23 protein-coding genes are annotated in these 23487 nt (G+C 73.3%); 12 read left to right on the top strand and 11 right to left on the bottom strand.

The annotated features are described in order from the left end of the window. Positions 1-25: 25 nt before the first annotated feature. Entirely contained in the window at positions 26-1393 is a 1368-nt protein-coding gene (locus ACI3ET_RS10050; RefSeq protein WP_405032899.1) for an SGNH/GDSL hydrolase family protein, read from the bottom strand. Positions 1394-1508: 115 nt separating this feature from the next. Then, positions 1509-1781, bottom strand: coding sequence for an HU family DNA-binding protein (locus ACI3ET_RS10045; RefSeq protein ID WP_405032898.1), 273 nt, complete (start codon positions 1779-1781; stop codon positions 1509-1511). A gap of 407 nt (positions 1782-2188) precedes the next feature. Between ACI3ET_RS10045 and ACI3ET_RS10040 the strand changes: the two genes are divergently transcribed. The 7 genes from ACI3ET_RS10040 to cobS all read left to right on the top strand — a co-directional run bounded on the left by ACI3ET_RS10040 (position 2189) and on the right by cobS (position 8427). Continuing rightward, positions 2189-3169, top strand: coding sequence for an ABC transporter substrate-binding protein (locus ACI3ET_RS10040; RefSeq protein ID WP_405032896.1), 981 nt, complete (start codon positions 2189-2191; stop codon positions 3167-3169). 56 nt (positions 3170-3225) lie between these two features. Beyond that, positions 3226-4308: a FecCD family ABC transporter permease gene (locus ACI3ET_RS10035; protein WP_405032895.1), complete on the top strand. Its 1083-nt coding sequence runs from the start codon at positions 3226-3228 to the stop codon at positions 4306-4308. Further along, the gene (locus tag ACI3ET_RS10030) at positions 4305-5147 is read left to right on the top strand and encodes an ABC transporter ATP-binding protein (protein ID WP_405032894.1); all 843 of its coding nucleotides are present in this window, start codon (positions 4305-4307) and stop codon (positions 5145-5147) included. The genes ACI3ET_RS10035 and ACI3ET_RS10030 overlap by 4 nt, the downstream gene beginning before the upstream one ends. Before the next feature lie 345 nt (positions 5148-5492). Beyond that, positions 5493-5987, top strand: coding sequence for an SRPBCC domain-containing protein (locus ACI3ET_RS10025; RefSeq protein ID WP_405032893.1), 495 nt, complete (start codon positions 5493-5495; stop codon positions 5985-5987). Between the two features lie 66 nt (positions 5988-6053). Continuing rightward, entirely contained in the window at positions 6054-6578 is a 525-nt protein-coding gene (gene cobU / locus ACI3ET_RS10020; RefSeq protein ID WP_405032892.1) for a bifunctional adenosylcobinamide kinase/adenosylcobinamide-phosphate guanylyltransferase, read from the top strand. A 3-nt stretch (positions 6579-6581) separates the two neighbouring features. After that, complete coding sequence (gene cobT / locus ACI3ET_RS10015; protein ID WP_405032891.1) at positions 6582-7676, top strand: nicotinate-nucleotide--dimethylbenzimidazole phosphoribosyltransferase; 1095 nt, start codon at positions 6582-6584, stop codon at positions 7674-7676. 13 nt (positions 7677-7689) lie between these two features. After that, positions 7690-8427 carry an adenosylcobinamide-GDP ribazoletransferase gene (cobS, locus tag ACI3ET_RS10010; RefSeq protein WP_405032890.1) on the top strand — a complete coding sequence of 246 codons (738 nt, stop codon included), beginning with the start codon at positions 7690-7692 and terminating at the stop codon, positions 8425-8427. 57 nt (positions 8428-8484) lie between these two features. Here cobS and ACI3ET_RS10005 read toward each other — a convergent pair whose 3' ends face one another. After that, positions 8485-8688: an ArsR family transcriptional regulator gene (locus ACI3ET_RS10005; protein ID WP_405032889.1), complete on the bottom strand. Its 204-nt coding sequence runs from the start codon at positions 8686-8688 to the stop codon at positions 8485-8487. A gap of 107 nt (positions 8689-8795) precedes the next feature. Here ACI3ET_RS10005 and ACI3ET_RS10000 point away from each other — a divergent pair, with 107 nt between their 5' ends. Next, positions 8796-9485: a cation diffusion facilitator family transporter gene (locus ACI3ET_RS10000; protein ID WP_405032888.1), complete on the top strand. Its 690-nt coding sequence runs from the start codon at positions 8796-8798 to the stop codon at positions 9483-9485. Then, a complete protein-coding gene (locus tag ACI3ET_RS09995; protein ID WP_405032887.1) occupies positions 9482-10126 on the top strand; it encodes a rhomboid family intramembrane serine protease in 645 nt (214 codons plus the stop codon). Before ACI3ET_RS10000 ends, ACI3ET_RS09995 begins: the two co-directional genes overlap by 4 nt. Here ACI3ET_RS09995 and ACI3ET_RS09990 read toward each other — a convergent pair. Beyond that, entirely contained in the window at positions 10116-11198 is a 1083-nt protein-coding gene (locus ACI3ET_RS09990; RefSeq protein ID WP_405032886.1) for a succinylglutamate desuccinylase/aspartoacylase family protein, read from the bottom strand. The genes ACI3ET_RS09995 and ACI3ET_RS09990 overlap by 11 nt on opposite strands. Beyond that, the gene (locus ACI3ET_RS09985; RefSeq protein WP_405032885.1) at positions 11199-11687 is read right to left on the bottom strand and encodes an ATP-dependent zinc protease family protein; all 489 of its coding nucleotides are present in this window, start codon (positions 11685-11687) and stop codon (positions 11199-11201) included. It lies immediately after the preceding gene. Positions 11688-11712: 25 nt separating this feature from the next. On the opposite strand from ACI3ET_RS09985, the gene rimK reads away from it, so the two are divergent. Further along, positions 11713-12927, top strand: a complete 1215-nt coding sequence (gene rimK / locus ACI3ET_RS09980; protein WP_405032884.1) for a 30S ribosomal protein S6--L-glutamate ligase — start codon at positions 11713-11715, stop codon at positions 12925-12927. A gap of 49 nt (positions 12928-12976) precedes the next feature. Here rimK and ACI3ET_RS09975 read toward each other — a convergent pair whose 3' ends face one another. The 5 genes from ACI3ET_RS09975 to ACI3ET_RS09955 all read right to left on the bottom strand — a co-directional run bounded on the left by ACI3ET_RS09975 (position 12977) and on the right by ACI3ET_RS09955 (position 20331). Beyond that, the gene (locus ACI3ET_RS09975) at positions 12977-13972 is read right to left on the bottom strand and encodes a hypothetical protein (protein WP_405032883.1); all 996 of its coding nucleotides are present in this window, start codon (positions 13970-13972) and stop codon (positions 12977-12979) included. Positions 13973-13994: 22 nt separating this feature from the next. After that, on the bottom strand, positions 13995-17597 hold the full coding sequence (locus ACI3ET_RS09970; RefSeq protein WP_405032882.1) for a hypothetical protein: 3603 nt from the start codon (positions 17595-17597) through the stop codon (positions 13995-13997). 134 nt (positions 17598-17731) lie between these two features. Beyond that, positions 17732-19417, bottom strand: coding sequence for an FAD-dependent oxidoreductase (locus tag ACI3ET_RS09965; protein WP_405032881.1), 1686 nt, complete (start codon positions 19415-19417; stop codon positions 17732-17734). Positions 19418-19460: 43 nt separating this feature from the next. Next, the gene (locus tag ACI3ET_RS09960) at positions 19461-19679 is read right to left on the bottom strand and encodes a hypothetical protein (protein WP_405032880.1); all 219 of its coding nucleotides are present in this window, start codon (positions 19677-19679) and stop codon (positions 19461-19463) included. Between the two features lie 190 nt (positions 19680-19869). Further along, positions 19870-20331 (bottom strand): SRPBCC family protein, encoded by a 462-nt coding sequence (locus ACI3ET_RS09955; RefSeq protein WP_405032879.1) that lies wholly within the window; start codon positions 20329-20331, stop codon positions 19870-19872. A 23-nt stretch (positions 20332-20354) separates the two neighbouring features. Between ACI3ET_RS09955 and ACI3ET_RS09950 the strand changes: the two genes are divergently transcribed. Next, positions 20355-22055: an AMP-binding protein gene (locus ACI3ET_RS09950; protein WP_405032878.1), complete on the top strand. Its 1701-nt coding sequence runs from the start codon at positions 20355-20357 to the stop codon at positions 22053-22055. Between the two features lie 51 nt (positions 22056-22106). Here ACI3ET_RS09950 and ACI3ET_RS09945 read toward each other — a convergent pair whose 3' ends face one another. After that, positions 22107-22610 carry a hypothetical protein gene (locus ACI3ET_RS09945; RefSeq protein ID WP_405032877.1) on the bottom strand — a complete coding sequence of 168 codons (504 nt, stop codon included), beginning with the start codon at positions 22608-22610 and terminating at the stop codon, positions 22107-22109. Between the two features lie 103 nt (positions 22611-22713). Here ACI3ET_RS09945 and ACI3ET_RS09940 point away from each other — a divergent pair, with 103 nt between their 5' ends. Continuing rightward, positions 22714-23391: a PIG-L deacetylase family protein gene (locus tag ACI3ET_RS09940; RefSeq protein ID WP_405032876.1), complete on the top strand. Its 678-nt coding sequence runs from the start codon at positions 22714-22716 to the stop codon at positions 23389-23391. Positions 23392-23487: the final 96 nt, after the last annotated feature.

Here is a 23487-nt window from a genome sequence, read left to right as displayed (position 1 = left end):
GGCGGTTGCTGCGGCGCGGGACGCGTCAGACGGCTCCGACGTCGACGAGGTGGTGCTCGACGTCGTGGAGCAGGTAGGCGGCGAGGGTGGCAGCAGTGAACGTCGTCGTGCCGCCGCGCGAACCGGTCCGCGCCCACTGCTCTCCCTCGACGGCGTCGAAGGCGGCGGCCGTGAGCTCGGCCTCCCGGGCGTAGTCCTGCGCCACCGTCACCGGGTCCTGCAGGTCGTAGCGCTGCTCGACGGCGGCGGCGTCCTGGTCCCAGCCGTCGAACACGGCCCCGTCCTCCGTCAGCATCAGGTCCAGCCGCTCCCGCATCACCGTGCAGACGTCGCGGCTGTGGCAGGCGTACTCCAGCGGTGACCACGTCGCGGGGTCCGGCCGCTCGGCGACGTCCGGGCGACGCAGCACCTCCTCCCACAGCGGGACGGTGGCCCGCAGGCGGGCGCCGGTGAGGTGCACCGCATACCCCGGGTCGAAGCCGCACTGCGCGCACCCCTGGGTGAGGACGACGGTCCAGTCCTTGGTGTCCGGCACGATCTCGCTCATGCCCGATGGTGGCACGAGGATCTCCACAGGCGGCGCCACCAGGTCGACGGGGCCGACGTCCGGGCGCTTGGCGGTGCGCGTCCTGCCGGAGTTCTCGCCGCGCAGGCGCCGCGCGATCCAGGGGCGCAGGTGCGTGGCGACCCACTCGCGGTCTGCCTGGATCGACTCGAGCCGACCCAGGCGGGGGGTGGCCTCCAGCGGCTCGAGCCAGTCGCGCACCTCGAACGGCAAACCGAGGGTCCACAGCGCCTGCGCCGCCACCCGGGCGTGGCCCTCGGAGCTGAGGTGGATGCGGTCGGGACCGTACATGCGGGGGTCGCGCAGCGAACGCATCGTGTAGATGTCGACGACGAAGGCGCCCGTGCGCTGGGCCACCGCCCAGAGGTTGGCCGTGTAGTCGAGCAACCGCGGGTGGACGCGGTTGACGAGCGGCATCCAGGACACGTCCGGGGAGGTCACCAGCACGACGTCCGCTCCGGTCGCGCGCAGCCGCTCGACGGCCTCCTCCAGGCGCCCGATCACCCGGGGCACCGAGCTGCGCGGCACCAGCAGGTCGTTGCCGCCGGCGCAGAGGCTGACCAGGTCGGGGGTCAGGGCGAGGGCCGGTTCGAGCTGCTCGTCGAGGACCTGGTCGATGCGTCGGCCACGGATCGCGAGGTTGGCGTAGCCGAACGGCAGGCCCTCGTCCTCGTTGCGTCGGGCGAGCGCGTCGGCGACCCGGTCCGCCCAGCCGACGTAGTCGCCGTCGCGCTCGGAGTGCTCGTCCACCAGACCCTCGGTGAAGGAGTCGCCGAGAGCGACGTAGCGCTGCCAGCGGCGCGGCAGGGGGTCGGAGCGGACGTCCACCCGCCGAGCATAGGTCGCCCGTGGGAGGCGCCCCGCCGGGCAGCGGCCCCAGACGCAGCAGGCGCCCGGGCCTCCCACGTGGGGAGGGCCCGGGCGCCTGCAAAGAAGGGCTACGTCAGTTGACGCGGTCCTTGAGCTTGGCGCCGGCCTTGAACGCCGGGGCCTTGCTCGCGGCGATCTGGATCTCCGCGCCGGTCTGCGGGTTGCGGCCGGTGCGCGCGGAGCGCTCCCGGACCTCGAAGGTGCCGAAGCCGGGGAACGAGACCTTCTCGCCCTTGGCGAGCTCGGCGGAGATGGCCTCCAGGACGGAGCTGACGACCTTGTCGGCAGCAGCCTGGGTCATGCCGGCCTCGCGGGCGACAGCCTCGACAATGACCTTCTTGCTCATGGGTATAGCCCTTTCATCGCACTGATGGGTCGGGACACGGTAGGCAGATCTGGAGCGGGATTGCCAACCGCCACGCCCGAAAACCGCGTCATCTCGGGCGGAATGGGCCCTGGGAGGGGTCCCCGGGGCCCGGAGTGCCCTTGGAGCGGGTGGAGGAGCCGGTATGCCGTGGCGTGCACCCCGGAGTACGCTGGCGAGGTCGCGCAGGCGAAGTCCGGTGAGAACCCGGCACTGTCCCGCAACGGTGGAGCTCCCCGACCGCACCAGGTCGAGGGCGTCGAGTCCGGTCGAGCTGCCCGACGATCCGACACCACCACGCCCTCGAGGACCAAGGGCCGGTTCGGACGGCGGCCACCTCGTGGGGCCTGTCGCTCGAGCGGAAACCCCTCGACGACAGGAGACCTTCCATGACGCACCGCCCCCTGCGCCCGGCCGCCGCCGCTGCCACGCTCCTCGCCCTGACGCTCGCCGGCTGCGCCGCCGACGACGACGGAGCGACGGCGACCACGAGCGTCGACACCACCACGACGGACGACGCGGCCACCTCTGCCGAGGCCCTCGACGCCTTCCCGGTCACGGTCGACACCCCCACCGGCGAGGTGACGATCCAGGAGCGGCCCGAGCGCATCGTCTCGCTGTCGCCGTCGGCCACCGAGATCCTCTTCGCGATCGGCGCCGGCGACCAGGTGGTGGCCGTCGACGAGTTCTCCACCTACCCCGAGACGGCGCCCACGACGGACCTGTCCGGCTTCGACCCCAACGTCGAGGCCGTCGCCGCCTACGAGCCCGACCTCGTCGTCATCGCCACCGACGGCAACGACCTGGTCGCCTCGCTGGAGGCCCTCGACATCCCGGTCGTGCTCGACGACGCGCCCACGGACGTCGGGAGCGGCTACGACGGGATGGCTGCCCTCGGCCTGGCCACCGGGCACGCCGACGAGGCCGCCGGTGCCGTGGAGGGCATGCGGGCGGCGATGGACGACGCGCTGGCCGCCGCGCCGCAGGACGAGGAGCTGCGGGTCTACCACGAGCTGGACGAGACCTTCTTCTCCGCCAGCAGCCACAGCTTCATCGGCTCGGTCTACGAGCAGATGGGGGTCGTCAACATCGCCGACGAGGCCGACACGGACGCCACCGGCTACCCGCAGCTGACGGAGGAGTCCGTCGTCGAGGCCGACCCGCAGGTGATCGTCATCTCCGACCAGGCGAGCTACACCGCCGAGGACGTCGCCGCCCGGCCCGGCTGGTCGCAGGTCTCCGCCGTGAAGAACGGCAACATCGTCGTGGTCGACGCCGACGTCTCCTCGCGCTGGGGGCCCCGGCTCCCGCAGCTCGTCGCGGTCCTCGCCGAGGCCCTGAGCTCGGCCGCCGTCCCGGCCGGCCGCTGACCACGGGCACGCGGACGCGACGGCCACGCAGAGCCAGGCACACGGCATACCCGAGCATGTCGACCACCACCGCACCCAGGCCAGCCGACCCGCTGGAGGAGTCCGCCGACCGCGCCTTCCGGCTGACCTGGCCGGCCGTCCTGGGCGCGCTGGCGCTGCTCGCGCTGGCCGGGCTCGTCTCGGTCACGCAGGGCGCGGCCGGGCTGTCGGTCGAGGGGGTGGTCCGTTCGCTCCTCGGCGCCCTCCCCGGGCTCGACGTCGAGCAGACCCTGACGGAGCAGCAGCAGGGGGTCCTGTGGCAGATCCGGCTGCCGCGCACGGTGCTGGCCGCCCTCGTCGGGGCGTCCCTGGCGATGGCCGGCGCGGGCTACCAGGGCGTCTTCCGCAACCCGCTCGCCGACCCCTACCTGCTCGGCGTCTCGGCCGGGGCGGGCCTCGGGGCGGTGCTCGCGCTGGGCTTCGGGCTCGACCTGTCGTGGGGGCCGGTGGCGGCCCTGCCCGCCGCCGCCTTCGTCGGGGCGCTCGTCGCGGTGTCCGGCTCGGTGCTGGTGGCGCGCGGGTCGTTCCGCGACCCCGCGACGCTGCTGCTCGCGGGCGTCGCGATGGCGGCCCTGTTCTCGGCCACCCAGACCTACGCGCTGCAGCGCCTGGACCAGGCGGCGGCGCGAGAGGTGCTGTCGTGGTTGTTCGGGCGGCTCGCCACGCACGGCTGGGCTCCGGTCACCCTGCTCCTGCCGTATGTCGTGCTCGCCGGCGCGGTCCTGCTCCTGCACGCCCGGCACCTCGACGTGCTGCGCCTCGGTGACGAGGAGGCGCGGGCGCTGGGGCTGCGTCCGGCCCGTTCCCGGCTCGTGGTCGTCGTGGCGGCCACGCTGATCACGGCCGCGGCGGTCTCGGTCAGCGGGCTGATCGCGTTCGTGGGACTGGTCACGCCGCACGTGGTCCGGCTGCTCGTCGGCTCGTCCTACCGGGTGCTGGTGCCGTTGTCGGCGCTCGTCGGCGCGGCGTTCCTGGCGTTCGCCGACGTGGGGGCGCGGACGCTGGCAGCGCCTGCGGAGCTGCCCGTCGGGGTGATCACCGCCTTCGTCGGCGCCCCGTTCTTCGCCTTCGTGCTGTGGAGAGGGAGGCAGGACCCGTGACGAGCCTCATCACCCCGGCGCACGCCCTGCGGCTGCGCGACCTGCGGGTCTCCTACGAGGGCCGGGAGGTGCTCTGCGGGACCGACCTCGAGCTGCGCTCGGGCGAGTGGCTGGGGCTCATCGGCCCGAACGGCTCCGGCAAGTCGACGCTGCTGCGCGCGGTCGTGGGCCTGGTGCCGAGCACCGGGAGCGTGCAGCTCGGCTCGGGCGCCGTCCCTGGTGCCACCGACCTGTCGCTGATGCCGCAGAACCCGGAGCTCCCGCCGGGGATGAGCGTCGTCGAGTACGTGCTGCTGGGCCGCACCGCACACCTCGGCTGGCTGCGCTCGGAGTCGGCCGCGGACCGCCGGGTCGTGACCGACGTGCTGCGGAGGCTGGGGCTCACCTCCTTCGCCGACCGGTCGGTGCGGCGGCTCTCCGGCGGGGAGGCCCAGCGGGTGGTCATCGCGCGGGCGCTGGCCCAGCAGGCTCCGGTGCTGCTGCTCGACGAGCCGACCAGCGCGCTCGACCTCGGCCACCAGGTGGAGGTGCTCGAGCTCGTCGACGAGCTGCGGCGCCAGGACGGTCTGAGCGTCGTCGCGGCCATGCACCACCTCGACTCCGCGGCCCGCTACTCCGACCGGTTGGCGCTGCTGGACCGCGGCGAGCTGGTCGCCCTGGGCACCCCTGCCGAGGTGCTCGAGCCCGAGCTGCTGTCCCGCGTCTACGGCCACCCGCTCCACGTCCACGAGGTCGCGGGCGACCTGATCGTGCTCCCCGCACCGCGAGGCCCACGGCACACCCCCGGGGCGGAGCCGGTGCAGCTGGCCGACCGGCGTGGTCGGCGCGGGGTCTCCTGAGCCGGCGCCCGTGCGTCCCGCACGCGACCTGTTGGTCGTGATAGCGCACCTGGCGCAGCGTGCGAGCCGCACAGGAGCCGGGAAGGGGCCCGCGGGGTGGGGGCGACCATGTCCCGGGATCGTGCCCGTCGTCCCCCGGGAAGCGACCCCGTTCGTCGGCCCAGGTGAGCTGGTGGGCGGGGAGGGGCTCCCACTGCGGTCGCTCGTAGAAGTCGTGCGTACCGAGGGTGGTCCTGCGCCCCGAAGATGTAGGTCAGGTGGACCCCCAAGCGTCGGATGTTCTCCGTGACCAGGCGAACCGCGGACAGCCCGCTCCGGTTGTCCACAGGGTGCAGACTGGGCCGCATGCTCACCGGCTCCCGGCAGACGCGCGACGGCACCGACCACCTCGTCCTGACCCGGCGCCTCGGCGCGCCGGTCGAGGACGTCTGGGCGGCGATCACCCGGTCCGGACGCCTGGCTCTCTGGTTCTGCACGTGGACCGGCGACCCGACGACGGGTCGCGTCGATGTGCGGTGGGTCTTCGAGGAGGACATGCCGGTCGAGACCTACGTCATCGACGCGTGCGAGGAGCCGCGCCACCTGGGCGTGCGCAGCGTCGCCGACGACCCGACACAGGTGTGGACGCTCGACGCGCGCCTCGACTCCGCGGACGGGGTCACCACGCTGACCTTCGCGCAGGTGCTGACCGAGGACGTCGACGTCCGGGAGGTAGGACCGGGCTGGGAGTACTACCTCGACCGGCTCGAGGAGAGCGTCCGCACCGGCGAGGTGAGCACCGTGGCGTGGGAGGACTACGAGGCGCTGGCCGAGGAGTATGCCGTTCTCGCCCAGGGGTAGGACGGCCTCCTGCGGCAGCGGGAGCCGGCGGCCTGCCGGACGCGGTCCTCGCGGTACGGTCCACCCGTGCCCCTCACCCTGCTCACCGGTGGCGCCCGCAGCGGCAAGTCGGCGCTGGCCGTGCGACGGGCCGGACGGACCGGCGACCCCGTCGTCTTCGTCGCGACCGGGCAGGCGAGGGACGACGAGATGGCTGACCGGATCGCCCGCCACCGCGCCGAGCGGCCCGCCCCGTGGACGACGGTCGAGGCGCCGCTGGAGCTGCTCGCGGCGGTCGAGCAGCTTGCCGCCGGCCGAGCCGTCGTCGTCGACTGCCTCTCGCTGTGGGTCTCCAACCTCATGGAGCAGGGCGAGGACGAGCAGGCCCTCACGGACCGGGCGGCGGCCCTCGCGGACTGGGCCACGGCATACCCGGGCCTGGTGGTGGTGGTGACCAACGAGGTGGGGATGGGGATCGTGCCGATGCACCCGGTGGCGCGGGAGTACCGCGACCGGCTCGGGCGGGTGAACGCGACCGTGGCCCGGCGGGCCGACCTCGTCCAGCTCGTCGTGGCCGGACGCACCCTGACCCTCGACCCTGAGGAGGACTGACCGATGACCGACCCGACCCGGACCCCGCGCCAGGTCGTCGACGCGACGATCGGCGACATCCGTCCCCTCGACGCCGACGCCTCGGCCGCCGCCGCAGGCGCGATGGACGGCAAGGTCAAGCCGCTGCGCAGCCTCGGCGTCCTGGAGCACCTCGCGGCGCGCGTCGCCGGCATCCAGGCGACGACCGCACCCCATGTCGACGCGCCGGCGCTCGTCGTCTGCGCGGCCGACCACGGCGTCGCTGCGGACGGGGTGAGCGCCTACCCGCAGGAGGTCACCGGCCTCATGCTGCAGGGCTTCGCCTCGGGCACGGCGGCCGTCGGCGTCCTGGCCCGGCAGGCCGGGGCACGCCTCGTCGTGGCGGACCTCGGCGTGCTCTCGCCGCCGTCCCTGCGGCCCGGCGACAACGAGGTGCTCGACCGCCGCGTGCGCGCCGGGACGGCGAGCAGCGCGGCCGGGCCGGCGATGACCGTGGCGGAGGCCGAGCAGGCGGTCGCCCACGGGATCGAGCTGGCGGCCAGGCTGATCGAGGACGGCGCCGACCTCGTCGGGCTCGGGGAGATGGGCATCGGCAGCACCACGACCGCGAGCGCGCTCACCGCGGCGCTGCTCGACCGCGACCCGGCACGCCTCGTCGGCCCCGGGACCGGCGTCACCGGCGACGCGCTGGCCCGGAAGGTGCGGCGCGTCGACGCCATCCTGGCGCGGCACCGGGGGGCGACCGACCCGTGGGACGTGCTGGCGCGCATGGGCGGGCTCGAGGTGGCCGCGCTCGCCGGGGTGGTGCTGGGCTGCGCGTCCCGGCGGGTCCCGGTGCTCCTCGACGGCTTCATCACCACGGCCGCCGCCCTCGTCGCCTGGCGGCTCGCCCCGCTGAGCGTCGACGCGATGATCGCCGGGCACCTCTCCCCCGAGCCCGGGCACGTCGTCCAGCTCGAGGCGCTCGGGCTGGAGCCGGTGCTCACGCTGCGGATGCGCCTCGGCGAGGGCAGCGGTGCGGCCCTGGCGATCCCGGTGGTGAGATCGGCGGTCGCGGTCCTGATCCAGATGGGCAGCTTCGCCGACCTCGGGCTCGTCGAGCAGACACCGACGGCCTGAGCCCGACGGACCCGTGCGCTCCCTCCTCGACGCGGTCGCCTTCCTGACCCGCGTGCCCGTCCCCGTCGACCACCGCCGCGTCCCGGACCTGCCACGGGCCGCGGCCTGGTTCCCCGTGGTCGGGGCGCTGCTCGGCGCCGGGCTGGTGCTGCTCGCCGTCGCGCTGTCGGGGAGGACGTCCGTCCTGGTCGCGGTCGTGCTGCTCGTCGTGGTCGAGACCGCTGTCACCGGTGCCCTGCACCTCGACGGCCTGGCCGACCTCGCCGACGGGACGGGCGGCGGTGACCGCGAGGCCCGGCTGCGGATCATGAAGGACCACGCCACCGGCGTCTACGGGACGGCGGCGGTCGTGCTGGCGCTGCTGCTCGAGGTGGCGCTGCTGGCCGAGCTCGTGCCCGCGACAGGGTGGGTCGACGCGGCCGTGCTCGGTGCCGCCGCCTGGTCCCTCAGCCGCGCGGCGATGCTGCCGGTCGCGCTCCTGCTGCCCTACGCCCGGGCCGAGGGGACCGGGCGGGGCGTGGTGGACGGGCTGGCGGTACGGCATACCGCGGTGGGGTGGGTGGTGCCGCTCGTGCTCTGCGCGGCGCTGGGGTGGACGGGTATGGCGATGCTCGCCGGCGCCCTCGTGGGGGCGGGCGGCGTGGGCTGGCTGGCCCACCGCTGGCTGGGCGGCGCGACCGGCGACGTCCTCGGGGCGACCGCGCAGGTGGCGCTGCTCGGCAGTCTCCTCGGCGCGAGCCTGGTGGCCTGAGCAGACCTCGGCTGATGGCTCGCGGCTCGCGGCTCGCGGCTCGCGGCTCGCCCGACCTCACCCGCGGTAGCGGTGCCGCCCCTCGTCGTCGGCCGTCCCCGTGGCGTGCTCGGCGTGCGAGAGGGCCTCGGTCAGCAGCTTGCGCACCTGGGCGTCGTCCGCGGAGTAGAAGACGTAGGTCCCGTCCCGCCGCGTCTGCACCAGCCCCGCGAGCCGCAGCTTGGACAGGTGCTGGCTGACGGCGGTGGGGTTGGCGTCCACGGCTCCGCCAGCGCGCCCACGCTCGGCTCGCCCTGGAGCAGCGATCACAGGATCTTGACGCGGGTCGGGTCGGCGAGCAGGCGGAAGGTGTCCGCCACGGTGCGGGCGTGCAGGTCGTCGGGATGGCCGCGACCGCGCTCCTGCAGATCGTCATCGTCTGGATCTCCGGCTCGATCGGGCTGCTCGCCGACACCGTGCACAACCTCGGCCACCTCGTCACGACCATCCCGCCCATCATCGCCTTCGGCCTGGGCCTGCTGGCCCCGACCCGGCGCTGCTCCTACGGCTTCCGTCGGGCGCAGCCCCGGGCGCTGACCAACCTCGGCTGGGTCCTGGCTGCCGCGCTCATCGGGGCCCTGGGCAACGCGGTGGTGGCCCGCTACCCCATCAGGGTCGGGCGGCGGATCAGCTCGGCCGCCCTGGTCGCCGAGGGCCAGCACGCGCGGACCGACGCGCTCACCTCGCTCGCCGTCGTGATCGGCGCGGTCGGGGCCTGGCTCGGCTTCCCGCAGGTCGACGCCGTCGTCGGCCTGGTCATCGCGGCCGTCATCATCCTGGTCCTCGTGCAGTCCATGCGGACCACGATCAACCCGCCTCATGGACGGCGTCGACGAGGGCGTGATCGGGCACATCGAGACGGTCGCCGCAGCTGTCCCGGGCGTGCCGCACCTGGACCGGGCCAGCGTCCACGCCTGCCCGGCGCGGACGTCCTGACCCGTCGGCACGCCCGGTCGCGGGGGGAGGCCCCCACGTCGGTCGTGAGCCCTCCAGGGTCACCTGGCAGGCTGGGGCCGTGAGCTCAGCCCGGTCCACCGCACCCCGCCCCGCACCCCGCCCCGGCAGCGGCCCGAGCCTGCCCGCGTGGCTGCACCGCCTCGTCCCCGTCCTGGTGCTGGTCGGACTCATGTGGGTCAGCGAGCTGCTCGACCTCCTGACGCCCCTGCGGCTGGACGGCTTCGGCATCCGTCCGCGCGAGCTGGAGGGGCTGCCCGGGATCGTGCTGAGCCCCTTCCTGCACCTCGGGCTCGCGCACCTCCTCGCCAACACCGGCGCGCTGCTCGTCCTGGGCGCGCTGCTGGCGTGGTCGACCCGGCACCTGTGGCTGGTCACGGTCGGCGTCGTGCTCCTGGGCGGGGCGGCAGTGTGGCTGCTCGGCGCACCCCGCACCGTCGTCATCGGCGCGAGCGGCGTCGTCTACGGGTATGCCGCGTTCCTCGCGGTCTACGGCTTCGTCGCCCGCCACGTCGGCTCGGCGCTGCTCGGCCTGGCGGTCGTCGCGGTCTACGGCGGGCTGCTGTGGGGCGTGCTGCCCCTGCGGCCGGGGGTCTCGTGGCAGGGACACCTCTTCGGCGCGCTGGCCGGCGTGGTGCTGGCGGTCTGGCTGGGGCGCCGTGACCGGGACCGTCGCGCCGGAGGCCGGGGTCCCGTCAGTCGGTAGGTCGGCCGGGCTGGTCGTCGAGGGGCACCTGACCGTCCATGTCGGCGTAGTCGTCGGGGTCCTGCAGACCCTCGTCGGGCGTCCCGGGCGGACCCGGGTCCGTGGAGGCGATGTGCACGATCGCATCCCCGCTGTTGACCAGCGGCGCCTCCGCGCGACCGATGACGATGCCGTCGCGGTCGGCCTTGACGATGGCCAGCCGCCGGCCGAAGGAGTTGTGGAGCTCGCCCAGCCGCTCGCCCACCGTGACGTGCTGGCCGAGCGAGACGGCCATGCTGAGGATGCCGGTCCGGCGGGCCCGCACCCAGCCGCTGCGCCAGCAGATCTCGCTGGGCCGGGGCGGCTGCGACGCCGGGGGCGGCGCGTCGGTCATCCCCAACGAGTGCAGCACCCGCAGCACGCCGTCGACGCCGGCGGTGATCGCCCACTCGTCGAAGCGCCACGCCTCACCCGCCTCGTAGAGCAGCACCCGGGCACCGCGCTCCCGGGCCGCCGAGCGCAGCGAGCCGTCGCGGAGCCGGGCGTGGTAGATGACCGGCGCGCCGAAGGCCTCTGCCAGCGCACGCGTCCGCGGGTCCTCCAGGTCGCACCGGATCTGGGGCAGGTTCGAGCGACGGTCGGAGGCCGTGTGCAGGTCGATGCCGACGTCGCACTTGGCAACGATCTCGGTCATCATCAGGTGGGCGATACGGCTGGCGAGCGAGCCGCGGGCCGACCCCGGGAAGCTGCGGTTGAGGTCGCGCCGGTCCGGCAGGTAGCGGTCGCCGACCATCACCCCGATGACGTTGACGATGGGCACCGCGATGAGCGTGCCGCGGATCTCCTTGGCGGACAGCTGCTCCAGCACCCGGCGGATGACCTCGATCCCGACGACCTCGTCACCGTGGATCGCCGCGTCCAGCCACACCGTCGGCCCGTCCTCGCGGCCGTGCAGGACGTGCACCGGCAGGCTGACCTCTGCGCCGGTGACCAGGCGGGTGATCGGGAGCGACACCTCGCGCCGGGTGCCGGTGCGGACCTTGACCGTCCCGATGGCGAAGGAGGGTCGCAACGGCGGACGGGCGGCGGCCACTCACCTCCCCCAGTTCTTCTTGCGGGTGGCCCGGTCCGGGCGACCCCCTGCGTAGGACACGCTCGGGTCCACGACGAACCCCTGGACCAGCGCCTCGCGCCCCACGAGCATCCGGAACCCCATCTCGTCCCGGTCGGTCAGCGTGACCTCCGCGGGCACCTGCCGGTCCGCGAGGACGAGGGGGACGAGCACGACATACCTGGTCTCGACGTGCCCCGAGCTGCTCCGCACGGTGCGCTCGTCGTGGACAGGCAGGTCCACGGCCGTCTCGTCGGCGGGAGTCGCCTGCCAGGGGTGGATGCTGAACCGCACCCGATGGCCACCCTCCGCCTCGTAGGGGCGCACGTCGAAGGCGTGCAGTGAGCTGGTCCTGGCACCGGTGTCGATCTTGGCCTTGATCCAGGGCACCCCGACGCCCGGCAGCCGCACCCACTCCCGCCAGCCGACGACCGTGCGGTCGGGGGTGGTTTCATAGGTCTGCCCAGGCACCCCCTCATCTTGTCAGGACCCGTGCATGAAGTTCGCCATCCTCTCCCGGTCGCTGCGCGCCTACTCCACGCAGCGGCTGCGGACCGCCGCCCTCGACCGGGGCCACCAGGTCAAGGTGCTGGACACCCTCCGCTTCGGCATCGACCTCTCGGGGCCCGAGCCCGACCTGCACTTCCGGGGGCGGCCGCTGTCCACCTACGACGCGGTCCTGCCGCGGATCGGCTCGTCGGTCACCTACTTCGGCACGGCGGTCGTGCGGCAGTTCGAGCAGATGGACGTCTACACGCCCAACACCTCCAACGGCATCATGAACAGCCGGGACAAGCTGCGCGCCAGCCAGATCCTGTCGCGGCACGGCATCCCGATGCCGGCGACGGTCTTCGTGCGCAACCGCGCCGAGATCCCGCACGCGATCGAGATGGTCGGCGGGGCGCCGGTGGTCGTCAAGCTGCTCGAGGGGACGCAGGGCATCGGCGTCATCCTGGCCCCCGACTTCAAGGTCGCCGAGGCGATCATCGAGACCCTGCACGGCACGAACCAGCAGGTCCTCATCCAGAGCTTCGTCAAGGAGAGCAAGGGCACCGACATCCGCGCGCTCGTCGTCGGCGACCGGGTCGTGGCAGCGATGAGGCGGCGCGCCCAGGGTGAGGAGTTCCGCTCCAACGTGCACCGCGGCGGCAGCGTGGAGCCGGTCGAGCTGGACCCGGAGTATGCCGAGATCGCCGTCCGCTGCGCGCACATCATGGGGCTGCGGGTCGCCGGGGTCGACATGCTCGAGGGGCGCGACGGGCCGCTGGTGATGGAGGTCAACTCCTCCCCCGGTCTCGAGGGCATCGAGAGCGCGACCAAGCTGGACGTCGCCGGGGCGATCGTGGACTACATCGCCGACCAGGCCGGCTTCCCGGACATCGACGTGCGGCAGCGGCTCGCGGTCTCCACCGGGTATGGCGTGGCCGAGATCGCGGTCCTGTCAGGGTCGGACATGGTCGGGCGCACCCTCGCCGAGTCGGGCCTGCGGGAGAAGGACATCCAGGTGCTCACCCTGCACCGCGGCACCCGCGTGGTCCCGAACCCGTTGCCCGCCAAGGAGCTCGAGGACGGCGACCGGCTGCTGTGCTTCGGCCGGCTGGAGCAGATGCGGTCGATGATCCCGGCCCGCAGCCGGCGCCCGCGGCGGGTCCGCCGCCTGCCGAGGGAACCCATCCACGACCTGCCGATGCCGGAGTCCGCCGGGGGCTGAGGCATCGACGCGCAGGCGGTGACGATGCCTCACGACTGTCGCAGAGGGGTCAGAGGGTCTGGGCGAAGGCCTCGCCGTCCCAGACCGCCTGGACGTGGGCGGCGAGGGCGCTGCTCCCGATCTCGGCCGCGGTGTAGAGCCCTGCGAGCTCGGTCCCCAGCGTCGTCTCGCCGGCGACGAGACCGGTACGGTTGATGAGGCGCACGAGCGTCCCGGGTTCACGAAGACTGGTGGGCGCGACGAGCGGCTCCGGGTGGTACCACCCCTGCGCAGCCAGCAGCGGGCCGACCTCGAGGTGGCGAGCTGCGGCCGGGACGTCCTCGGTCACGGTTGTCTCGTCCGCGCGCACGCTGACCCAGCTGGCCTCGGGCACCAGCGCGCCGCCGTCGAGCTCGCGGGCCACCAGCCGCAGCTCCTCCCCCGGTGGCTGATCCGGCCGGGCCACCGCCAGCGGGTCCGTGGCGGGGTCGACCAGGACGGTCCCGGGAAAGACCTCGAGGGTCCGCCCCAGCACGGCGAGCAGCTGCGTCTGGTCAAGGACCGGTGGGGCGGAGGGCACGGCCGCCGGCAGCCCGGGGACGACCGATCGCAGCGGCAGTGCGCAGCCGCTGGCGTGCAGCAGGGTGAGCGCGGTGAGCAGCGGCGTGACGAGATCGGCGCGGACGCGGATCGTCGGGGGGATCGAGAACTGCGCGGGACCTGCCGGGCGGTCGTTGACGATCTCGACGAACCCGGCGCCAGGGGTGGACAGACCGGCCCGCGGGGGCGGCCCGGCGATGCCGAGAGCACTGGCCACAGCGTTCGCCCGCGTCTCGGCCAGACCCATGGAGGCCAGCAGGTTGAGGTACCCACCCACCTCGGTGATGTTGCCCGGCGGGGGCACTCGAGAGGGGAAGACGTCACCCTGGTGGGCCAGGCGCTGCAGCAGCACGCGCTGTGCCTCCAGGACCTCGGGCCGGGTCGCGGTGCGCATCAGCTCGGTCAGCACCTCGACGATCTCCGACAGGCCGTCGTCCACGCTCGGGGTGGGGGTGGTCTCGGTCATCGTCTCCTCCTGCCGGGCCCGGTCATCCCGCGACCAGGCCGAGGGTGGTGAGCCACGCGGTGCTGCCCTGGGTCGGCGAGCCGTTCTCCTCCTGGGTGAACGCGTCGAACAGGGTGATCGCCTTGGTGGTGGGGATCGGCTCGGTGGTCAGCTCCTTGACCACGGCGGCGGCCATCGCCTTGGCCTCGGCGAGGTCCGGCTTGGCGTTGGCGGCCGACAGGTAGGCCTTGGCGTTGTCCTTGAGGTTCTTCACCGCGGAGTCGACCGCGGCTGTCTTGGCCTTCGTCGCAGCAGCGGCCTTGTCCTCCGCCTCCTTCGCCGCGGCCTTGTCCTTGGCCTCCTTCTCCTGCTTGGCCACGGTTGCCGCCTTGTGCACGTCCACCGCGGCGGTCATCGCCTGGCTGGCGAGCTGCGTCGCCTTTCCCAGGGCGTCCGAACGAGCCGACTCGGCCGTGGCGATCGTCTTCTCGCCGAGGGCCTTGAGCACGTCGTGCCCGAGGAAGTCGGTGGAGAACGACGCCTGCTTGCTCGCCTCGGCAGCCAGCGCCGCCGCGAGGGTCCCGGGGGTCAGGGTCCCGCCCTGGCCGGGGGTGAGACCGACGACGGAGGGCACCTGGGCCAGGGTCGACGGAGCCACCAGCTGGGCGATCGGTGAGTCCCGCAGGGTGACGCCCTCGATCGCGGTCGCCTCGTCGCCCGGCGAGTCCTGCCAGTTCCAGAACCGGGTGAGGTCGATCTTCTCGGCGGACGGGCAGTTGCCCAGGACGGCCTCGCCCAGCACCCCCTTGGTCGGGAGCGTGAAGTGCGAGACCGGCGGCGCGAAGGCTGAGCGGTGGAAGGCCGTCAACGCGTCCTGAACGGCTCCGGTGGTCAGCGGACGGGTCGCGTCCTCGTCGTCGTCGGAAGCGCCGCCCGCGAGCGCCACGGCGAGCGCGGCCGGGATCGAGAAGGGCATGATCATGGAGTTGCCGTAGTAGCCGAGGACCTGGTTGGCGACGCAGTTGAGCAGCGGGACGTGCTGGCTGGCGTCGGCCAGCCCCTCGACGTCCAGGCCGGTGTCAGGCAGGCCGATCGTGTAGCCCTCGAGCATCACCACCCGCTCCTCCGCGGTGAGCGAGGACCAGACCGCCTTGGAGTAGGTCATTGTGTTCGAGACCACGTGCTGCAGGGTTCGCTCGACCTTGAGGAGGTCGCGGTAGCGCAGCGGGCTGTTCTGCTCCAGCGCCGCGACCAGCAGCGGCCCGGGCAGGAGCACCGTGGGGCGATCGATGGCCTCGGCGGCGATCGACTCACCGGCGCCGTTGAGGAGAACCGAGAACCCGGACAGGGTCGGCCCGCCGAGGTGCCGCTCCAGCTCTGAGGGCGAGAGTGTCACGCTGGACCGGAGGTCGTCGGCGTCCAGCACGCTCCTCAGCCACGGGCTGTCCTTCAGCTTTTCCAGCAGCTGGTAGGTCGGGTTGCTGCTCATGTCGACCTGGTAGGTCAGGGTCCGGAAAGAACGCTCGATCTCGAAGCCCACCACGTCACCCCGGTCGACCGGCTCGGGCAGGCGCAGGGTGGCGGCCCGCTCGGTCAGCGTGGTGCTGCTGCGCACCGCCTGCAGCGCGGCCACCACCTCGGACTCCGAGCTCAGGGTCTTGGGGTCCAGCTCGGTCTGCGAGTGCGACAGCGCCAGCCGCCGCAGTCGACGGCCACCGCGCAGCAGCACGGTGATCCAGACGGTCTCGTAGGGCACGAACGTCCCGCGGACCGAAAAGCTGAGCGCGTCCGACGCGGCACCGTCGATCGCGACCTCCTGCCGGGGGTTGGCGAAGAAGTCGGTGAGCAGGCGCATGCCCTCCCGGTGCCGGCCGGGCATCCACGACTGGATCGCGTCAGCGTGCCGGTGCAGCAGGGACCACCGGTCCATGAGCTCGTCGCGGTCGTCGACGACCGTGGTGTCGGTGATCTCGAGCGGCTGGCCGGGGGGTAGGAAGCGCACGATGTCGAGCGGGACGAAACAGACGAGCGTGGTGCCCTCCACCTCGGTGCTTGCCGCGAACTTCCGTAGCACCTCCCAGTACTGGATGGTCAGGGCGTGGGCCTTGTTGTGGTTGGTGATGACCTTCGTCGTCACGGACTGCGTCTCGGTCTCCCTCGCCAGCCGGATGCTGGAGCGGGTGGCACGTCGCCGCCCTGATGCCTCCGACTCGACCTGGCGGTGCAGGTCCTCTGCCGCCGTGTTGGTGGTCGTCCGCACACCGTCGAGAGCGCTGGAGGTGCTGCCGTTGTTGGAGCTCTTCCCGCTGCCCCCACCGGCACCGATGCCGACGACGACCGGTCCCAGCACGGCGCCGATGCCGCCGGCGACCCCCCAGCTCGAGGAGCGAGCCGAGTTGCTGTACTTCGAGCTCGCCGTGACGTGCTCCTCGAAGGCCGAGGTGAACACCGAGCTCGCGGAGGCGTCCTCGCGGACGGAGGCCTGCTGCTGCTCGAAGACGTCGAGGACCTCGGCGTCCCGCACGGAGGCTGTGCTGACCCGCTCCGAGACCGCGATCCGCTGCTGCTCCCCCGGGGCGAGCGGCAGGGAGTAGATCAGGTTGCCCAGCGTCAGACCCTTGTACTTCCACACCTGGGCGAGGTTGAGGACGTATCCCAGACCGAGCGTGCCGGCCACGGGCACCGGCCGGTCGGCGGTGATCGTGCTGCCCTGCAGGCCGATGATCCCGTCCCGGAAGCGGTCCACGCCGATCGGCTTGTCGATCGGCACCCGGTCGACGTAGCTCACCCGCTCCAGGTTCAGCCCGGGCCCCCAGGCCGGGTTCCACAGGATGAGGGGAAAGAGACGGTCCCGCCCCGGCCACGCGACCCGGCTGATCGTGGTGGTCCGGGGCTCCACCAGCCGGACGAGAACCTTGTACGGGAACCTGCGGACGGCGGTGTCCTCCTCGAAGACCACACTGCACGCGTCCTGCCCCAGGGTGACCTTCACCGGCGGGGTCTCCCCCCCGTCGCCCGGTGCGCCAGAGTCCAGGCCGCCGAGTCCGTCGACGAGGTCCACCAGCGCTCCCACCACGCTGCGGGGCAGGGGCGCGAGCTCTTGCTCCAGCGTGATGACCCCCAGTGCCGCGCCGCCGGGGGCCGGCAGCTCGCGCACGACGTGGCTCGTCCCGTCGGCCCCCTTGATCCGCAGGCCCAGGCCCTTGTCCAGCAGGGCTGCGCGGTCGTCGTCGGAGATGCCGCGCAGAGGCAGGGCGAACACACCGTCGGTGCCGGTGACAACCCCCCTGCCGAGGACCCGTCCACCCGGATGGGTCGGCTCCACCGAGAGGCGGTCGACCGGCTGCCCGTCGGGCTGAACGACCTGGCCCCGCACCTCGGTCGGCAGTGCCCGCACCACCGGGACGAGGTCCCGCGCCACGTCCAGGGTGTGCCCGAGTCCCTCGAGGCCGAGGTAGAAGTGGGTGACGTCGGCCACCATGCCGTCCACGACCCGGGACCGGTCCTCCTGGCTCAGCTGCTCGAGCTGCTCGAGGCCGAGGTGCACCACGTCGAGGGTGGGCACGAAGGGCTCGGTCACGCGGACCCGCCTCGCCCGGAGGCCCGCCTCGTCGTCGTCCGGGCGTCTGGGCTCGGTCTCTGACACGGCAACCCCTCGAGTTCGACATGGTCGGTCCCTCTCGACGCTACGCGCAGGACCGATCCCTGGGGATGGGCAAAACTACCCATTGCGTCCTGGCACCGCGAGGGTGCAGCCTGGGCCGCTCCTCCAGCGAGGAGTCAGGCGTGCTCCACCCGCTCGTAGGGCTCACCCAGCGCGGGCCGGACGTCCGGCTCCCCCTTGACAGGCCACATCGACATCGCCCGCTCCGCCTGCGCGGTGATGGTCAACGAGGGGTTGACGCCGAGGTTCGCCGAGACGGTGGAGCCGTCGACGACGTGCAGGCCGGGGTGCCCGAAGACACGGTGGTAGGGGTCGACGACACCCGTCCGCGCCGAGTCGCCGATGACGCACCCGCCCAGGAAGTGGGCGGTCAGCGGCCGTCCGAAGACCTCGCCGACGTTGCTGCCGGGGTGACCTCCGATCCGCCTGGCCATCCGGCGCACCGCGTCGTTGGCGACCGGGATCCAGGTCGGGTTGGGCTGCCCGTGGCCCTGTGCGGACGTCAGCCGGTAGCGTCCCAGCAGCCCCCGGCCGGCGCGCACCGTCACCGAGTTGTCGAGCGACTGCATCACGAGCGCGATCGTGGTCCGCTCCGACCACGAGCCGATCCCCGCGTAGGTCCACGCCGCCCGGACCGGGGAGCGGACCAGCGCGCCGACCCACCGCAGCGGCCGTGGCACCCGGCCGCCGCCGTCCGTCATCAGGGTCGTGAGCAGCCCCATCGCGTTCTGCCCCCGGCCGTAGCGCACCGGCTCGACGTGCGTGTCCTCGTCCGGGTGGAAGGAGCTGGTGATCGCCACCCCGCGGGTGAAGTCGACGGAGCGGTCGCGTCGCCACCCCGGCGGCACGGACGCACCGACGAGCGCCTCGGAGTTGGTGCGGGTGAGCCACCCGAGCCGCTCGGACAGGTGCGGGAGGTCGCCGTCGCGCCGGAGGCGGTGCAGCAGGTGCTGGGTCCCCCAGGTGCCCGCCGCCAGGACGACCTGGTCGGCGGTGAACGTACGCCGTGCACCTGCGCCATTGGTGCGCCACGCACCCGACCGGACGGTCTCCACCGCATACCCGGGGCCGTCCCCGTCCCGGGCCCTGATGCGACCGACGGTCGTCTCCGGCAGCACGACGGCGCCCGCGCGTTCGGCGAGCCAGAGGTAGTTCTTGACCAGGGTGTTCTTGGCGCCGTAGCGGCAGCCGACCATGCACTCGCCGCACTGGGTGCAGCCGGTCCGTCGGGGTCCGGCGCCGCCGAAGTAGGGGTCGTCCACCTCGACGCCGGGTTCCTGCCGACCGTCGCGGCCGAAGAAGACGCCGACCGGGGCGAGGCGGAAGGTGTGCCCGACCCCCATCTCCTCGGCGACGTCGCGGTAGAGCTCGTCGGCGGACGTCGTGGTCGGGTTCGTGACCACGCCCAGCATCCGGCTGGCGGTGTCGTAGTGGGGCGCCAGCTCAGCCCGCCAGTCGGTGATGTGCGCCCACTGCCGGTCGTCGTAGAAGGCGTCCGAGCGAGGCCGGTAGAGGGTGTTCGCGTAGTTGAGCGAGCCCCCGCCGACACCTGCCCCGGCCAGCACCATGACGTCGGGCAGCAGGTGGATGCGCTGGATCCCCTTGAGCCCCAGGCGAGGCGCCCACAGGAAGCGGCGCAGGTCCCAGGAGGTGGCGGCGAAGTCCTCGTCGGCGAACCGGCGACCGGCCTCCAGCACCCCGACGCGGTACCCCTTCTCGGTCAGCCGCAGCGCCGTGACGCTGCCGCCGAAGCCGCTGCCGACGACGAGGACGTCGTAGTGCTCGGGGGGCCGGGTGGTCATGCCCGACGGTAACGCGGCGCCCCGACGGGGCCGACGGCGGAGGTCAGCCGCGCAGGTGCTCCACCGGGCGCATCGAGGAGCCGGTGCCCGTCAGCACCCGGGTGCCGCGGGCGACGCTGCGGCCGAGGCCGGCGGGCGAGAGCTCACGGGTGCCGGCGGCGCGGCCGAGGAGGAGCAGGGAGAGCAGGGACAGGGCGATGAGCAGGACCAGCTCGAACACGGGGAACTCCTTGAGGATGTCGGGTGGGACGACGTCGATCACGGGGTGATCTGTCACCAACATTGACAGGACAGAACCATAAGGACAAGTCATGTTTTATTGCTGGTATCAGTAAGTGTTGCTTCATCAAGGACAGCGTGCGGGTGCCTGCTCCAAGCGCGTCGTCGAGGGGTGGGGCCGCCGACCTCGCTCCAGCAGCGGCCGGACCTCGCCCTCGAGCCGCGCCCGCCTCCTACGGACCGGTCGCCCGACCCAGCCCGTCGCCGACCGAACGCATCATCACCGAGTGGTTGGCGCGCAGCAGGGCGCGTGCGGGCGGGAGCACGGTCACGCGCCGCAGGAGCGGGTGCCTGAGGTCGACGACCTGCTCGTAGTCGAGGCGGCACCCGGTGCCGCGACCGACGACGCGCCACTCGGCATACCCGTCGAGGTCACCGGTCAGCCGGACCCGGAGCTCACCGCCCGCACGGTCCTCGACCTCGCGGGTGAGCACCAGCCGGAGGGGGACGGGCAGGACGCTGCGGATCGTGACGGCGGCGCGCGACGCGTCGAGCTGCGTCACCCGCCGCACCTGCGGCCACCAGCGGGGATAGGACCCCAGGTCGGCGAGCAGGTCCAGCACCGCGTCCTGGGACCTGGAGAGGTCCCAGGTGTGGCGGAAGACGAAGTGCCCGGGCGACTGCGCAGATGTCACCTACGACACCGTAGGTTAGGACCGTGGAACCGCGCGTCCAGACCCCGCTCACCGTCGATCCGTCGACGACGACCACCGCCCTGCTGACCGAGGCCGCACGCCGCTGGCCCGACCGGGTCGCGGTCGACTTCCTCGGGGCGACCACCACCTACGGCGAGCTCGCCGACGAGGTCGCCACCGCGGCCGCCGCCCTCCACGACGCCGGCGTCCGGCACGGTGACCGCGTCGGGGTGATCCTGCCCAACTGCCCTCAGCACGTCGTGGCGTTCTACGCGATCACCTCCCTCGGCGCGACGGTCGCCGAGCACAACCCGCTCGCTGCCCCCGAGGAGGTCCGTGCCCAGCTGGACCTGCACGGGGCGCGGGTGGTGGTGGCCTGGGAGAAGTCCGTGGAGACGGTGGCGCCCGGTGGGCGCACGGAGGGCCGGACGGTCCTGGCCGTCGACCTCACGGCCGCGCTGCCGTGGCGCACGCGGACGCTGCTGCGCCTGCCGCTGCGCGCGGCCCGCGCCCAGCGCGACAAGCTGCGCAGCCCCGTCCCGGACGGCGTCGGCTCGTGGGAGCGGAGTCTCGCTGCGGCGTCACCGACCTCGGGGGCTGAGGCACCGCACACCCCGGGGCCCGGGCCCGACGACGTCGCCGTGCTGCTGCCCACCGGGGGGACGACAGGCACCCCCAAGCTCGTCCCGCTCACCCACGCCAACCTCATGGCCAACGTCGCGCAGGGTCGGCAGTGGGTGCCCGGCCTGCGGGAGGGCGAGGAGACCTTCGGCGCCCTCCTGCCCTTCTTCCACGCCTTCGGTATGACGCTCTGCCTCACCTTCGCCGTGGCGATGGGCGCCACCCAGGTCGTCCTGCCGACCTTCGACGTCGACATGGTGCTGGCCGCGATGCGCCGGCGGCCGCTGACCTTCCTCGCCGGCGTGCCGCCGATGTTCGACCGGCTCGAGGCGGTGGCGAGCGCGAAGGACCCGCACCTGCTGCACCCGCTGCGCTACGCGATCTCCGGTGCGATGGCGCTCGACCCGGAGGTGGCGCGCCGGTGGGAGGCCGCGACCGACGGGTTGGTCATCGAGGGCTACGGCATGACGGAGTGCTCGCCGATCACGCTGGGCAACCCCTTCGGTCCCGGGCGACGGCCCAGCACCCTCGGGCTGCCCTTCCCCGGCACGGCGATCCGGATCGTCGACCCCGAGGCGCTGGCGACCGACGCCGAGGCCCCGGACGTGGCGGACGGCGAGGTCGGGGAGCTGCTCGTGCACGGGCCGCAGGTGTTCTCGGGCTACCTCGACGCCCCGGAGGAGACGGCTGAGGTGCTGCTCCCCGGGGGCTGGTTGCGCACCGGCGACCTCGTGCGTCGCGACCCGGAGGACGGCTTCGTGGCGCTGGCCGACCGCCGCAAGGAGCTCATCATCTCCGGCGGCTTCAACGTCTACCCCTCGCAGGTGGAAGACGCCGTCCGGGGCATGCCGGGCGTCCTCGACGTTGCCGTCGTCGGGATGCCGGACACGTCGCTGGGGGAGCATGCCGTCGCCGCGCTGGTCCTCGAGCCGGGCGCCGCGGTCGACCTCGACGCCGTGCGGGCGTGGTTGCACGGCAAGGTGTCCCGCTACGCCCTCCCCCGGGCCGTCCACGTGCTCGAGGAGCTTCCCCGCAGCCAGCTCGGGAAGGTGCTGCGTCGCCGCGTGCGCGAGCGTCTTCTCCGCGACCGACCCGAGGCCTGAGGTCGGGGGGTCAGGCAGGCAGGTGACCGGCCCGGGCGGTGGGCAGGACCGTCACGCTCCGGGTGAGCCGACCTCGATGGTCTCCCGGGCCTGGGGACGCACCGGGCAGGCGCGCTCCCCGGCGAGCCGCGCGTGCAGCGCCCAGAGCAGGGCGCCCACAGCCAGCACCGCGAGGAGCGGCTGGACCGGCGCGAACCACTGCAGGGCGCCGGCGTAGCCCAGGAGCAGCAGGACCAGCTTGTTGCAGACGGGGCAGCCCACCGCGAAGAACGCCAGCAGACCGCCGGCCAGGCCCCGCCGTGAGCCGGTCTCGTCCTCGGCCACCCTTCCCCGTTGGCGCACGTAGGTGGCCATCACGAGCCCGCCGAGCACGGCCGTGACGAGGAGGACCGGCCACGCCCACCAGGTCGTGTCGATCTCGCGCCCGAAGACGGGGTTGGGGATGAGCACCGTGGGCAGCCCGATGAACAGCACGGTCGAGGCAGCACCGGCGGCCGCCGCCCACCAGCGTCGAGCACCCCACCCGCGCAGGGTCACGAGGTCGTCGCGCAGCATCAGCTCACCCCCCTGGCGGGTCGACGGGACAGGACGGCAGGGAACAGGGGCACGGCCACACCATACCCTCTGGACGGCATACCCCCACGGGTATGATGGAACCATGCTGCTGACACCGACCACCACGCTGCCCGCGTGGACACGCGTCCTGGTGGTCGTCGCCCACCCCGACGACGAGTCGTTCGGGCTGGGCGCGATCATCGACGCCTTCGCCCGCGCCGGCGCCGAGGTGGACGTCCTCTGCCTGACGCAGGGCGAGGCCTCGACGCTGGGTGCGGCCGAGGACCTGGGGGGCCGGCGCGCCGTCGAGCTGCGATCCGCCGCCACCGAGATCGGGGCCCGGTCGACGCTGCTGCGCGACTACGCCGACGGCGGGCTGGCGGTGGTGGACCCGCGGTCGCTGACCGACGACGTCGTCGTGACGGCCAGGGCGGGGTATGTCGAGGGACTGCTGGTCTTCGACGTCACCGGGATCTCCGGTCACCCCGACCACGTCGCCGCGACCGAGGCCGCGGTGCGCGCCGGCGAGGAGCTCGACGTCCCCGTGCTGGCCTGGACGCTCAGCCCGGAGGTCGCTGACGCCCTGCGCACCGAGACCGGAGTGCCGTTCGCCGGCCGGTCGGGGCCGGGGTGCTTCGACATCCAGGTGGACCGCACGGCCCAGCACCGGGCGATCGCGTGCCACGTCAGCCAGGCCGTGCCCGGCAGCGTGCTCTGGCGCCGGCTCGAGCTGCAGGCGGACCGCGAGGCCCTGGTCTGGCTCCGCCCCCCGGTGGGATGAACCTCCCGACGCCTCCGCCTCACGCCCTCTGGCGTCTCGTCGGTGGTCACGGTGCGGGCCCGCGGACTTGGTGACCTCATACCCCCCCGGGTATAT

Source organism: Ornithinimicrobium jinqii (assembly GCF_045032595.1).
Classification (GTDB): domain Bacteria; phylum Actinomycetota; class Actinomycetes; order Actinomycetales; family Dermatophilaceae; genus Ornithinicoccus.
The sequence above is the reverse complement of the archived record's forward strand: the minus strand, read 5'-3'. Positions and strand labels throughout refer to the sequence as shown.